The sequence below is a fragment of the Bradyrhizobium sp. 153 genome (assembly GCF_023073835.1).
In the GTDB taxonomy this organism is placed as follows: Bacteria; Pseudomonadota; Alphaproteobacteria; order Rhizobiales; family Xanthobacteraceae; genus Bradyrhizobium.
In genome coordinates this window covers 132457-144750 of the sequence record NZ_JADPKH010000028.1, presented here as the reverse complement: position 1 = coordinate 144750, position 12294 = coordinate 132457, and the positions used below count along the sequence as shown (strand labels likewise).

13 protein-coding genes are annotated in these 12294 nt (G+C 64.1%); 3 read left to right on the top strand and 10 right to left on the bottom strand.

The features are described from left to right. Positions 1–41 precede the first annotated feature (41 nt). Positions 42–458: a cupin domain-containing protein gene (locus IVA91_RS07830; RefSeq protein WP_247417552.1), complete on the top strand. Its 417-nt coding sequence runs from the start codon at positions 42–44 to the stop codon at positions 456–458. Positions 459–517: 59 nt separating this feature from the next. On the opposite strand, the gene IVA91_RS07825 is transcribed toward IVA91_RS07830, so the two are convergent. The 8 genes from IVA91_RS07825 to IVA91_RS07790 all read right to left on the bottom strand — a co-directional run bounded on the left by IVA91_RS07825 (position 518) and on the right by IVA91_RS07790 (position 8363). Next, positions 518–1549: a glycosyltransferase family 4 protein gene (locus IVA91_RS07825; RefSeq protein WP_247417555.1), complete on the bottom strand. Its 1032-nt coding sequence runs from the start codon at positions 1547–1549 to the stop codon at positions 518–520. A 125-nt stretch (positions 1550–1674) separates the two neighbouring features. Continuing rightward, a complete protein-coding gene (locus IVA91_RS07820) occupies positions 1675–1890 on the bottom strand; it encodes a hypothetical protein (protein WP_247280976.1) in 216 nt (71 codons plus the stop codon). Positions 1891–2019: 129 nt separating this feature from the next. Continuing rightward, positions 2020–3024: a 4-hydroxythreonine-4-phosphate dehydrogenase PdxA gene (locus IVA91_RS07815; protein WP_247417557.1), complete on the bottom strand. Its 1005-nt coding sequence runs from the start codon at positions 3022–3024 to the stop codon at positions 2020–2022. After that, complete coding sequence (locus IVA91_RS07810; RefSeq protein WP_247417559.1) at positions 3021–4559, bottom strand: tripartite tricarboxylate transporter permease; 1539 nt, start codon at positions 4557–4559, stop codon at positions 3021–3023. The genes IVA91_RS07815 and IVA91_RS07810 overlap by 4 nt, the downstream gene beginning before the upstream one ends. 12 nt (positions 4560–4571) lie before the next feature. Continuing rightward, on the bottom strand, positions 4572–5054 hold the full coding sequence (locus IVA91_RS07805) for a tripartite tricarboxylate transporter TctB family protein (RefSeq protein ID WP_247417561.1): 483 nt from the start codon (positions 5052–5054) through the stop codon (positions 4572–4574). A gap of 199 nt (positions 5055–5253) precedes the next feature. Beyond that, positions 5254–6246, bottom strand: coding sequence for a tripartite tricarboxylate transporter substrate-binding protein (locus IVA91_RS07800; RefSeq protein ID WP_247280972.1), 993 nt, complete (start codon positions 6244–6246; stop codon positions 5254–5256). A gap of 53 nt (positions 6247–6299) precedes the next feature. After that, positions 6300–7559, bottom strand: coding sequence for a CoA transferase (locus IVA91_RS07795; RefSeq protein ID WP_247280971.1), 1260 nt, complete (start codon positions 7557–7559; stop codon positions 6300–6302). Positions 7560–7568: 9 nt separating this feature from the next. Beyond that, positions 7569–8363 carry an enoyl-CoA hydratase/isomerase family protein gene (locus IVA91_RS07790; RefSeq protein WP_247417563.1) on the bottom strand — a complete coding sequence of 265 codons (795 nt, stop codon included), beginning with the start codon at positions 8361–8363 and terminating at the stop codon, positions 7569–7571. Positions 8364–8479: 116 nt separating this feature from the next. On the opposite strand from IVA91_RS07790, the gene IVA91_RS07785 reads away from it, so the two are divergent. Next, positions 8480–9145, top strand: a complete 666-nt coding sequence (locus tag IVA91_RS07785; RefSeq protein WP_247280969.1) for a GntR family transcriptional regulator — start codon at positions 8480–8482, stop codon at positions 9143–9145. A 204-nt stretch (positions 9146–9349) separates the two neighbouring features. Then, entirely contained in the window at positions 9350–10321 is a 972-nt protein-coding gene (locus IVA91_RS07780; protein WP_247417566.1) for an MBL fold metallo-hydrolase, read from the top strand. Between the two features lie 64 nt (positions 10322–10385). On the opposite strand, the gene IVA91_RS07775 is transcribed toward IVA91_RS07780, so the two are convergent. Further along, positions 10386–11105, bottom strand: a complete 720-nt coding sequence (locus IVA91_RS07775) for a haloacid dehalogenase type II (protein ID WP_247417568.1) — start codon at positions 11103–11105, stop codon at positions 10386–10388. A 163-nt stretch (positions 11106–11268) separates the two neighbouring features. Beyond that, positions 11269–12270 carry a class II fructose-bisphosphatase gene (glpX, locus tag IVA91_RS07770; protein WP_247280966.1) on the bottom strand — a complete coding sequence of 334 codons (1002 nt, stop codon included), beginning with the start codon at positions 12268–12270 and terminating at the stop codon, positions 11269–11271. Between the last annotated feature and the right edge of the window lie 24 nt (positions 12271–12294).

Sequence of the window (12294 nt, the reverse complement as noted above, 5' to 3'; positions counted from 1 at the left end):
TCAGCCTCAATCACGACGGAAATGACAATGAAGGGAATCCCATGCGCAGATTGCTGATCGCAACGGCGGTTTACGCCGCGTCTTTCCTGACGGCCCATGCAGCCGAGACGGCAGCACCATTGGCCAAAGTAACCGTGGTGTTCGACCAGGCCCTGCCCAACGTCCCCGGCAAGAGCATGAAGGGCGTGCTGGTCGAATATGGTCCGGGAGGCTCCTCACCGGCGCACATGCACCCGCGCTCCGCGTTTATCTATGCGACCATCCTGGAAGGAGCAATCCGCAGTCAAGTCAATGACGAGCCCGCGAAGGTCTATCGCAAGGGAGCGAATTTTTTCGAGAAACCCGGCGACCGCCACGCCATAAGCGCGAATGCCAGCGATTCCGAGCCTGCGAAGCTGCTGGCCGTCTTCGTCGTGGATACAGCAGACAAGGAGCTCGTGACGCCTATCGCGAAGTAACGCCCCGGGGCAGCAGGCGAGACGCGCGTCAACCGGAGCCCGTCGCGCCTATCGAATTCTCAAGCCGCGGCGGCAACCAGCTTGCTGTACTCGCCTTCGTACTCTCGCGCCATTCGGCGCGCCGAGAAACGCTCCTCGAACCGTGCGCGCACCTGCCTTCGATCCAACTTGCCCACCTCGCCGACCGCCTGAACGGCTTGCTCCTCGTTCTCGACGATGAAACCAGTCAGGCCGTGCTCGATGACCTCAGGGACGGCGCCTGAGCGGTAGGCGATCACGGGAGTTCCGCAGGCCATTGCTTCGATCATGACCAGCCCGAAGGGCTCCGGCCAATCGATCGGGAACAACAGAGCGGCGGCTCGACCAAGGAACTGCTGTTTTCTGTCATCATCGACTTCGCCGACAAGCTTGATCTTCTCGTCGTCAATATGGGGCTCGACATGTTTCTTGAAATAGGCGGTCTCGGCGCGCGGGATCTTCGCGGCGATGCGCAGGGGCATACGGGTTTGATGCGCGATGCGGATGGCATCCTCCGGACCTTTGTCTTTCGTCAGGCGGCCAAGAAATGCAAGGTAGGATCCCTGCTCGTAGCATGGGCGAAGCAGGTCGGACGGCATCCCGTGCTGGATCGTTCTAATCCATTTCGCATTTTGAAGCGGCAGGCGCTGACGGTCGGAAATCGACACGAGCGCTGCTTCGGGGAATTGCCGAACCACGTCGGGCAACCCAGGCAAGTCGAGGCGGCCGTGCATGGTCGTCAGGAACGGCACGCCCAGGCGACTGAGCAACGGCAGATGCAGCCAATCGATATGCGCGTGGATCACATCGAAATCCCTCGCTCGCTTCGCGATCGCTTCCAGCAGCATCGCGCAAGCTGCACTCGGATCGGCGCCCTTCCGCCCGAGACGCAACGCACGGGACCAAACCGGATAGAGTCTGCCGGCCGTCCGGGAATCGCCGCTCGCAAACAGCGTGACGTCGTGGCCGAGCTGCACCAGCTCATCCACCAGCCAGGCTACTACCCGCTCGGTGCCGCCGTAGAGCTTCGGAGGAACGCTTTCGGCCAGGGGAGCGAGCTGAGCGATACGCATGTGCTAAACTGCCAAGCGCACGATCAGCACGATCAATGCCGCCAGAAGGTTCGAAATCGCGAGCAAGGTCCAATTCGGCCTTGCGGTCGCGGCCGCCAGGCAGCAGGCCAGTTCCTCCACCAGCCCTAGCATTCGTCATCGTGAAGCCGCTCGAGATAGGCAAGGCCAGATGCCGTAAGGTCCTGGGCATCACCGCCACTCTCGCGCGCTTCCCGCCTCCCTTGTAGATGACGCTCGAGCAGACAGCGACGACCATCCGCGGCATCGACGTGACGATGCCGGGCGCGGTAGACGGACCAAGCAGTATCCACGGCCGTTCGTAGCGGGTCGTAGTCGACCATGTTCCAGCTCCCAGATGGAGACGTTCATGGGACGCAACTCGTTACCACGCCGGAAGTTTCCACTTTTTCCCGAAACTCGCAGGCTTTGCGCGTACGAACTTCATGAGCGGGCTCCCCTGGTGCGCGCCATCAGGCGGCGCGACGCGCGGCCATCTCCGCTGCGAGCAGCACAGCGGCGCGGCTAGCGCCAACCGATGCGATGCCCTGCCCGGCGATATCATAGGCGGTGCCGTGCGCGGGCGTGCAGATCGGGAAAGGGAAACCACCGAGCAAGGTGACACCGCGATCAAAACCCATCAGCTTCATCGCGATCTGACCCTGGTCGTGATACATCGTCAGCACCGCATCGAAAGCACCGCCCTTGGCGCGCAGGAACACCGTGTCGGCGGGGAACGGTCCCTCCGCGGCGATACCCTCGCGCTGGGCGGCCGTGACCACCGGCGAGATGATATCGATCTCCTCGCGACCAAAATTGCCGCCGTCGCCGGCATGCGGATTGAGACCTGCGACTGCGATGCGGGGGCGCGCGAAACCGGCATTGCGCATACAGGAATCGGTCAGCTTGAGCGCGCGATGGATGCGCTCGCTGGACAGCTTTGCAGCGACGTCCTTGAGAGGGATATGGGAGGTGACCCGCGCATTCCAGAGCCGGTCCAGCACGTTGAACTCGCTTGCCGCGGTCTTGAGCCCGACCACCTCGGCGGAGAACGCGATCTCGTCGTCGTATTCGGTACGGGCAAGGCGCATCGCCTGCTTGTTGAAGGGGGTAAAGCAGACGGCATCGACGCGGTGGTCACGGCCGAGCTCGAGCGCGTGCCGATAATTGGTCAGCGCGAATTTTCCGCCGGCAAGCGTCGCGGTCTTCGGCTCGACCTCCCTGGGGTCGAGGTGGCGGAGATCGACAAACAGCGTCTCGCCCTGCGCCGCGCCAAGGTCGGCGCCCTGCTCTACCATGGTCAGCTCCGGCTTGACGCCGGCGACGCGCGCGCCTTCGTCGAAGATGCGGCGGTCACCGATGACGACGATCCGGCTGCGGGCGCGGACGTCATCCTGCACCGCGAGCTTCGCCGTCAGCTCCGGGCTGATGCCGGCGGGATCTCCCATTGCCAATGCAATGAGCGGCTTTGCGGTCATATGATCACCTTTTCCTCAGCTGTCGTCCGATCGGTAGACGGCGCGGGTTTGCGCCAGAGCCGCGTGAGCTGCAGCACGAGCGGAAGCAGCAACAATGCGATGCCGGCAACGATCAGGCATGTCACCAGCTTGTTTGCAAAGAATATCCCGAGCGATCCCTTGGAGATCAACATCGACTGCCGGAACGCGTCCTCCGCCTTGTCGCCGATGACGATCGCGAGCACGAGCGGCGCCAGCGGATAGAACAGCTTCTTGAAGAGATAGCCGACGATCCCGAAGCCAAGCATCATGACGACGTCGAGATAGGAGTTCGACACCGAATAGGCGCCGACGACGCAGATGATCACGATCAGGGGCGCGATCACCACAAACGGAATCCGCATCAAGGCCGCGAAGACCGGAACGGTGAGCAGCACCAGCGCGACGGCGACGATGTTGCCGACATACATCGAGGCGATCAGGCCCCAGACGAAATCCTTACTGTCGACGAACAGCATCGGCCCGGGATTGAGGCCCCAGATCATCAGCCCGCCCATCATGACCGCCGCGGTCGCCGAGCCGGGAATGCCTAGCGAGAGCATCGGCAGCAGCGCGCTGGTGCCGGCGGCATGGTCGGCCGTCTCCGGCGAGATGATGCCTTCGACCTCGCCGGTGCCGAAATATCGGCCGCGGCGCGAGAAGCGGCGCGCGATGCCGTAGCTCATGAAGGAGGCCGCGGTCGGGCCGCCCGGCGTAATCCCCATCCAGCATCCGATCGCGGCGCTGCGCAACAGGGCAATACCATGCCGCGGCAGGCGGCCGACCGCGCGGAACACCTCACGCCAGTCGATCTTCGAGGAGACCGCGCGCGCGTGAAACTCCTCTTCGACTGCAACCAAGAGCTCGCCGATGCCGAACAGACCCATCACGGCGACGACGAAGCTCACGCCCTTGACGAGTTCATCGACCCCCATGGTGAGGCGCACGCTGCCGGACACCGTGTCGATGCCGATGGCAGCGATCGCAAAGCCGATCGCCAGCGCCACGACGGTCTTGATCGGCGCCGCACCGCCCATGCCGACGAAGCTGGCAAAGGCCAGGAAATAGACCGCAAAATACTCGGCCGGCCCGAACGCGAGCGCAACCTGGGCCACCCAGGATGCAAGGAAGGTGATCAGGATGACGCCGATCAGCGCGCCGAACGCCGCCGAACCGAAGGCGGTGGCGAGCGCCGTCGTTGGCCGGCCGTCGCGCGCCATCGGGTAGCCGTCGAACGTGGTCGCGACCGAGGACGGCTCGCCGGGAATGTTGAACAGGATCGAGGTCACGGAGCCGCCGAACAGCGCCCCCCAATACATGCTGGAGAGCAGGATGATGGCCGAGACCGGCTGCATACCGAAGGTCAGCGGCAAAAGCAGCGATACTCCGTTTGGCGCGCCCAGCCCCGGCAGCACGCCGACGAGAATGCCGAGCAGCACGCCGATTACCATGAGCAGCAGATGTGGCGCGGTGACCGCGATGGTGAAGCCGTGCAGGAGCTCTGCGAGATTATCCATCGGACCTCTCCATCAGAACCCGAACGCGGCGGCGAGCGCGCCATGCGGCAGGCTGACCTGGAACATGCGCTCGAACACGACGTAGAGCGCGAGTGCCGTCGCCCCCGCCATCGCGAGCGCACGCGGCACGGATTGATACCTGGGGATCGCCAGCACTGCGAAAACGTACAATGCTGAAGCGACGTACATCCCGGCCAGCGGGATCGCGGCAACAAAAATCGCAGCCGGCACGAACAGGCCGGCGAGCCTGCGCAGCTCGAGGGACGTGATGGCGATGGGGACATTTGCCAGTGTCGCGGCCGGTAGCACGCCCCGCACCAGATTGTAGAGGCTCCCGATCACGATGATGACCCCGGTCAGGAACGGAAACGTGCCGGCGTCCACCCCGGCGCTCGACCAGCCGATGCCGTTGTCGAGGCTGGAGATGACGACTGCCACACCGAAGGTCCCGGTGAGGACAGCGGTCGCAAGTTCAAGCGCGCGGCGGGAGATCATGGTCCGTTACCTCTGAGCTATCCCATGTGACGGCGGTGAGACCTGCTGAACGAGCTCGGCCTGCATGGTTCGAGACGCCCGCTTTGGCGGGCTCCTCACCATGAGGGTTGGATATCTTGCCACGGCGCGCGACCTCACCCTGAGGGCCCGCCGCAGGCGGGCGTCTCGCAGGATGGCCGCAGGCGACCTGCCCGCCGCCTCACTTGACGAGCCAGCCCTGCTCGCCCGCGACCTGCTTGACGTGCTCGAGGTCCTCCTTGATGAATTTTTCGAACTCGGCGCCGGTCAGGAAGGTGTCGACCTGTGAGGTCTTCTCGATGTAGTCCTTCCATTCCGGCGTTGCCTGCACCTTCTTCATCAGGTCGACATAGAACGCCGCCTGGTCCGGCGTGACCTTGCCGGGCAGCCACACCGTGCGCGGCTGCTCATACTGCTTGATGTCGAGGCCCTGCTCGACGCAGGTCGGAACGTCGCTCCAGCCTTCGGTTGCGGTGACCTTCGGACCCTGCGGCAGCCGTTTCGGGCTGAAAACGCAGAGCGGGCGCTGCGTGCCCCCGCGCCATTGCCCGAGGCTCTCGCTGGGATTGTTGACGTGGGAATCGAGATGTCCGCCGGCGAGCTGCACGGCGGTCTCGGCGCCGCTCTTGAAAGGGATATAGGTCAGCTTGACCTTGCCAGCCTTCTCGATCATGCGCGTCAACACCTCGTCGGTGTCCTTGGATTGCGCGCCGCCCATCTTGAATTCGCCCGATGCGGCCGCCTTGAGATAGTCGCCCGCTGTCTTGTACGGCGCGTCCTGCTTGACCCAGAGCAGGAACTCGTCCTGCGCCATCGCCGCGATCGGAGTGAGATCGGTGTAGTTGAAGGCGACCTTGGAGACGAGCGGCTGCTGCCAGGCGTTCGAGGTGCCGAAGATCACCTTGTGGGGATCGCCCGCGGAGGCCTTGCCGTAGACATAACCTTCGGCGCCGCTGCCGCCGCCCTTGTTGACGACGACGATCGGCTGGTCTGTCAGCTTGTACTTGGTGATGATGTTCTGGACCGCGCGCGCGAGATTGTCAGTGCCGCCACCCGGCCCGGCCGTGGCGACGAACTCGATCGGCTTTTGCGGTTGCCAGGCGGCGAGCGCCGGCATCGTGCCGGCGAGCACGATCGCGGCCGCGGGGAGCAGAAGTGTTGACGTCCGACCCATGATGTTCCTCCAGCTGATTTTTTGTCTTTTGTTGTTGTCTTATCGACGTCCGCTCAGGCGACGCGTTCCTCGCGACTTGCTGAGGCCAGCACGATTGCGCCTTCTTTTTCGAGCGCTTCGATCTGCTTCTGGTCGAACCCGTGCTCGGCCAGCACCTCACTTGTGTGCTCACCATAGACCGGCGCGCCTGAGCGAACTTTGCCTGGGGTCTCCGAAAACTTGATGGGAAGTCCGATCGTCTTTACGGGGCCGAGCGTGGAGTGCTCGACCTCGACGACCATCTCGCGCGCCAGCGTCTGCGGATCGCTGAGCGCTTCCAGCATGTCGTGCACGGGGCCGCACGGCACGCCCTTCTCGTCCAGCGCCGCAAGCCAATGCGCGCGCGATTTGGTGCGGAAGCGTTCGCTCAAGACGGCTTCCAGCTCCTTCAGATGCGCCATACGGTCGGAGCCGGTGACGAAGCGCGGATCGGCGGCGAGTTCGCTGGCGCCGAGTGCTTCCAGCATCAACAGCCAATGCTTCTTGTTGGCGCCGCCGACGACGAGCCAGCCATCCGAGGCTTCGAACGCCTGATAGGGCGCATTGAGCGGATGGGCCGAGCCCATCGCGCGCGGTGCCGTGCCCGCGGCCAGCGCGATGGTGGACTGCCAATAGGTCTGCACCAGGGCCGCTTCATAGAGCGACGTCTCCACCCACTGTCCTTCGCCGGTCTTGAGACGGTGCGTATAGGCCGCGAGGATGCCCATGCTCGCCAGCAGACCGGCGGTGATGTCGGACAGTGGCGGGCCGCATTTGACGGGCGGACCGTCGGGGCGTTCGCCGGTAAAGCTCATGATGCCGCTCATGGCCTGCGCGACCAGGTCGAAGCCGCGGCGGTGCTTGTACGGGCCGGTGCGGCCGAAGCCCGACAGCGAGCAGTAGATCAGCGCGGGAAATTCCGCGTGCAGTGCCTCGTAGCCGAAACCGAGACGCTCCATCGCGCCGGGCGCAAAGTTCTCCACCAGCACGTCGGCGCTCGCGATCAACCGCCGAAGCACCTGCTTGCCACCGTCGGTCTTCAGATCCAGCACGATGCCGCGCTTGTTGCGGTTCATCATCAGGAAGGAGGCCGCCTCATCGCCGATCTTCGGCGGCACCGAATGGCGGGTATCGTCGCCATTGGGCCATTTCTCGATCTTGATGACGTCGGCGCCCATGTCGGCGAGCATCAAGGTGCAGGTCGGCCCGGCCATGACATGGGTGAGATCGATGACCTTGAGACCGGCGAGCGGTCCCGAACGGCGGGAGGTGGATTGCGATCGATCGCTCTGCATGGGCCCGTCCTATTGGCCGCGCCATTGCGGCGCGCGCTTGTTGAGGAAAGCATCGAGCCCTTCGCGAAAATCCTGGCTCGTGTAGCACATCAGGATGAGGTCTTCGCCCTCGTCCCGCGTCAGCCGTCTTTGCAGGCGCGTCACCGCCTGCTTGGTCGCATTCAGCGTCAGCGGAGCATGACTGGCGAGCAGCCGAGCGACCTCGTCAGTGCGCCGATCGAGCGCGGCAAGATCGTCCACGACCTCGCCAAGCAGACCGATGCTTGCGGCCTCGGTGGCATCGACCAGGCGCGCGGTAAAGATCAGATCCTTGACGCGCGCGGCGCCGATGAGCGCCGTGAGACGGCTGACATTGGACATCGACAGGCAATTGCCGAGCGTGCGGGCGATGGGGAAACCGATCTTGGCGCTCCTTGTGCCGATGCGGAGGTCGCAGGCCGCAGCGATGCCGGCCCCGCCTCCGGTACAGAACCCGTTGATCGCCGCGATCGTCGGCACACGGCACTGCTCCAGCGTTGTGAGCACGCGATCGATGCGGTTCTCGTAATCGATGGCGTCCTGCGGCGTCTTGAATTCGCGGAACTGGTTGATGTCGGTGCCCGAGGCGAACGCCTTGTCGCCAGCCCCGCGCAGCACCAGCACCTTGATCGCAGGGTCGCGGTCGGCCTCCTCGCAAATCGCAGCGAGCCGCTCGTACATGGCAAACGTGAAGGCGTTGCGGGCCTGCGGGCGGTTAAAGGTGATCCGCCCGATGCCGTCCTGGCGCTCGAAGACGAGGTCTTCTGCCCCCACTTGCAGGTCCATTCCCACACCCTTTCTGCTTTTTTACAGTTTTGAATGCAAAACTTGGAATTTTCAAGCCGGAACTTGCAATTTTTCGTTTGTAGGCCCATTTTTGCATGCAAATAGAGTTTCAGACTATGCTTCACGAAGAAGTCGTCGGCCGCATTCGCGCCATCCTGCTCGACGGTGAAATCCCGCCAGGGGCGCGCATTCCGGAGCGCGAGCTGTGCGAGCGGCTCGAGATCTCGCGCACGCCGCTGCGCGAGGCACTCAAGGTGCTGGCCGCCGAAGGCCTCGTGCAGCTGCTGCCGCATCGCGGCTCGCGCGCTGCGAAGCTGACCGACCAGGACATGCGCGACCTGTTCGAGGTCTGCCAGGGTCTCGAAGCCCTTGCCGGCGAGCTTGCCTGCGAGCGCATCACGGACGCCGAGATCGACGCGATCGCCACCGCGCATGCGGACATGGTGCAGCATTATCGCGAGGGTGACCTGATCCAGTACTATCGCGGCAACCGCGCAATTCACGAAGCCATCGTCAACGCGGCCGGAAACCCGGTGCTCGCGAGCCTTTACACCTCGGTGACAGCGCGGATCCGCCGCGCGCGCTACGTCACGCCGATGACGCCGCAGCGCTGGGCGCTCGCCGTCAAGGAGCACGAGGCAATCCTCAATGCGCTCCAGCGCCGCGACGGCGCCGGCCTCGCGCACATCCTGCGTGCGCATCTGCGCCATAAGCGCGAAGAGGTCTTACAGGCCGGCTTTGCCGAAACGGACGGCAATGACCTCACGCTGAGAATTGCGTAAGACGCAATTCCGCGGTGCTTTGTTTTTGCGGAACGTGCCTCTGGACGCCGTGTCCCTGCCCGGCATGCGTCCGCGGACCAATTCCACTTGCTAGCTCATCGCAACCGGCGCAGCATGCCTTCCGCCGACCTCCGGCCTCATGGCCGACCGGGGCCGGTCACACCGCGCCAACAATCGCGCAGGTCAAAAAAGCGGAGGAAACGCATGACAATCGATGTCTCACGTCGATCCCTTCTCGCACTCGGGGCCGGCCTTGGCGCCAGCGCGCTGCTCGGCAGCAGCGCGATGGCCCGGGCACCCAAGCTCGGCACCCAGACGCCCTACTGGCATCGCTTCATTCTCGGCGATGCCGAGGTGACCGTCGTATCCGATGGGCCGCTGCCGCTCGGCGATCCCTCCGGGACCTTCACCGGCGTTCCCAAGGAAGAGGTCAAGAAGATGCTGGCCGACAATTTCCTGTCGCCGGACAATGTCGTGCTCGAGCAGAACTCGCCGATCGTGAACACCGGCGACAAGCTCATCCTGTTCGATACCGGCATGGGCAGCTCAAAAATGTTCGGCGCCAGCACCGGACGGCAGCAGAAGAGCATGACCGAGGCCGGAATCAAGCCGGAGGACATCGACGCCGTGGTGTGCTCGCACGCCCATATCGACCACATCGGGGGCATCGTGGACGAGGGCGGCAAACCGTTGTTTCCGAACGCGCAGGTCTACATCTCCCAGTCCGATTTCGACTTCTGGACCGATGAGGGCAAGCTCGGCAGCCCGGCCAAGGACTTCGTCCTCCACGCCCGCAAGAACCTGCTGCCGGTCCGCGACCGCATCGTGTTCTTCAAGGACGGCCAGGAATTTTTGCCGGGCGTGCAGGCGATCGCCGCGCCCGGTCACACTGTCGGCCACACCATCTTCATGGTCTCCTCGGCGGGCAAATCGTTCGCCTTCCTCGGCGATCTCTCGCACCATTCGGTGCTGCTGCTGGAGCGGCCGAGGATGGAGTTCTCCTACGACACCGACCCGAAGCAGGCGGCAGACTCGCGCGTCAAGCTGCTGACGATGCTTGCGGCAAACAAGACCCCCGTGATGTCCTATCACTTCGCCTGGCCGGGCTACGGCCATGTCGCCAAGACAGGCGAAGGCTTCCACTACTATCCGGAGCCGATGAAGATGACCTTGTAGTTTCGAAATCAGGTCCGGGCGGCGCGCGCTGCCCGGACCGGCGTTGCCGCGTACAAGGACGTCGCTAGCACCCGAGCTTGTCGGCGATCCCGCCAAAATCCTTTGCGACGATGTCCCAATTGCCGGTCGCCTCGAAGTCGACCTTCTGCAACGGTCCGTACTCGGTCGGCCGCGCCACGAATGCGGTCTTCAATCCGTTCTTCTGCGCAGCCGCAAGATCGCCGTTGTGGGCGGCGACCATCATTACCTCTTGCGGCTTGAGGCACAGCAAGCGCGCGGCGCCGAGATAAGTCTCGGGATCAGGCTTGTAGTGCTCGAACAGCTCCGCCGACATGATGAGGTCCCAGGGCAGCCCAGCGAACTTCGCCATGTTGGTGAGCAGCGCGACATTGCCGTTCGACAGCGGCGCGATCACGAATTTGGTCTTCAGCCGGGCCAGGCCGCCGACGCTGTCGGGCCAGGGATGCAGGCGGTGCCAGCCTTTGGTGAGATAGTTGAGATCGGCTTCGGTGAGGCCCTTGATCGAGAATTGATCGACCAGCTTTTCCAGCGAGCGGCGGTGCAGATCGTCGAGCATGACGTAGCCGCGCTCGGGATGTTTGCGCACGTCGTCCATCGAGGCCATGTACATGCCGCGCCAGCCATCGACGAGCGCGGTCCAATCAGCGCTGATGCCGCGCTGCTTGCCCCACCACATGAAATCGGTGATCAGGCTGGTGCGCCAGTCCACGACGGTACCGAACACGTCGAAGACGAGGGCTTTGACGGCGGAGAGATCGGACATGGCGCTTCCCCTCTTTTTTCTTATCGTCATTCCGGGGCGATGCGCAGCATCGAACCCGGAACCCATTGCGCGTCGGAGACTGTCGCCCGATGGATTCCGGGCTCGCGGGCCGCGCGTTGCGCGGTCCCGTCGCCCCGGAACGACGACAGTGGTGTTGCCTGGATCAATCCAGATGGAACTTGGCCAGCTCGCGGTGCTCGGCCTTGATGTAGCGCACGGTGCCGGTGACGGAGCGCATCACCACCGTCTCGGTCTCGATCACGCCGTCCTTGCGGAATTTGACGCCCGAGAGCAGCGAGCCCGTGGTGACGCCGGTGGCGGCAAACAGGCAGTCGCCGCGCGCCATATCCTCGATGCCGTAGATCATCTTGGGATCGTTGACGCCCATCTTGGCGGCGCGCTCGCGCTTCTCTTCGGAGTCGAGGATGAGGCGGCACTGCATCTGACCGCCGATGCAGCGCAGCGCCACGGCGGCGAGCACGCCTTCCGGCGCACCGCCGGTGCCGAGATACATGTCGACGCCGGTGTTGTCGGGGTCGGCGCAATGGATCACGCCGGCTACGTCGCCGTCGGTGATCAGGCGCACGGCGGCGCCGGTCGAACGCACGCTCGCAATGATGTCGGCATGGCGCGGACGATCGAGCACGAGAACGGTAATGCCATCAGGCTTGACGCCCTTGGCCTTGGCGAGGCGGCGGACGTTGTCAGCCGGCGAGGCATCGAGATCGACGACGCCCTTGTCGTAACCGGGTCCGATCGCGAGCTTCTGCATGTAGACGTCGGGGGCATGCAGCAGCGTGCCGCCGTCGGCCATCGCCATTGTGGCGATCGAGCCCGGCATGTTCTTGGCGCATAGCGTGGTGCCTTCGAGCGGATCGACCGCGATATCGACCTGGGGACCGGCATTCATGCCGACCTTCTCGCCGATGAAGAGCATCGGTGCCTCGTCACGTTCGCCTTCGCCGATCACGATAGTGCCTTCGATCGGCAGCTTGTTGAGCTCGCGGCGCATGGCGTCGACGGCAGCCTGGTCAGCCTGCTTCTCGTTGCCGTGCCCGCGCAGCCGCGCCGAGGACACCGCCGCCCGCTCCGTCACCCGCACGATCTCCAGCGTGAGGATGCGCTCGAGCAACGCTTGCGGCGGGACTGAAATATGGGTCGACATCGGCTCACTCCTTCGAAACGGTTT

Bases quoted from the DNA above. Each gene is read 5' to 3' on its own strand.
- IVA91_RS07805 (WP_247417561.1), bottom strand. From the start codon at position 5,054: ATGATCTCCCGCCGCGCGCTTGAACTTGCGACCGCTGTCCTCACCGGG.
- IVA91_RS07775 (WP_247417568.1), bottom strand. From the start codon at position 11,105: ATGTCCGATCTCTCCGCCGTCAAAGCCCTCGTCTTCGACGTGTTCGGT.
- IVA91_RS07825 (WP_247417555.1), bottom strand. From the start codon at position 1,549: ATGCGTATCGCTCAGCTCGCTCCCCTGGCCGAAAGCGTTCCTCCGAAG.
- IVA91_RS07800 (WP_247280972.1), bottom strand. From the start codon at position 6,246: ATGGGTCGGACGTCAACACTTCTGCTCCCCGCGGCCGCGATCGTGCTC.
- IVA91_RS07820 (WP_247280976.1), bottom strand. From the start codon at position 1,890: ATGGTCGACTACGACCCGCTACGAACGGCCGTGGATACTGCTTGGTCC.
- IVA91_RS07830 (WP_247417552.1), top strand. From the start codon at position 42: ATGCGCAGATTGCTGATCGCAACGGCGGTTTACGCCGCGTCTTTCCTG.
- glpX (WP_247280966.1), bottom strand. From the start codon at position 12,270: ATGTCGACCCATATTTCAGTCCCGCCGCAAGCGTTGCTCGAGCGCATC.
- IVA91_RS07810 (WP_247417559.1), bottom strand. From the start codon at position 4,559: ATGGATAATCTCGCAGAGCTCCTGCACGGCTTCACCATCGCGGTCACC.
- IVA91_RS07790 (WP_247417563.1), bottom strand. From the start codon at position 8,363: ATGGACCTGCAAGTGGGGGCAGAAGACCTCGTCTTCGAGCGCCAGGAC.
- IVA91_RS07815 (WP_247417557.1), bottom strand. From the start codon at position 3,024: ATGACCGCAAAGCCGCTCATTGCATTGGCAATGGGAGATCCCGCCGGC.
- IVA91_RS07795 (WP_247280971.1), bottom strand. From the start codon at position 7,559: ATGCAGAGCGATCGATCGCAATCCACCTCCCGCCGTTCGGGACCGCTC.
- IVA91_RS07780 (WP_247417566.1), top strand. From the start codon at position 9,350: ATGACAATCGATGTCTCACGTCGATCCCTTCTCGCACTCGGGGCCGGC.
- IVA91_RS07785 (WP_247280969.1), top strand. From the start codon at position 8,480: ATGCTTCACGAAGAAGTCGTCGGCCGCATTCGCGCCATCCTGCTCGAC.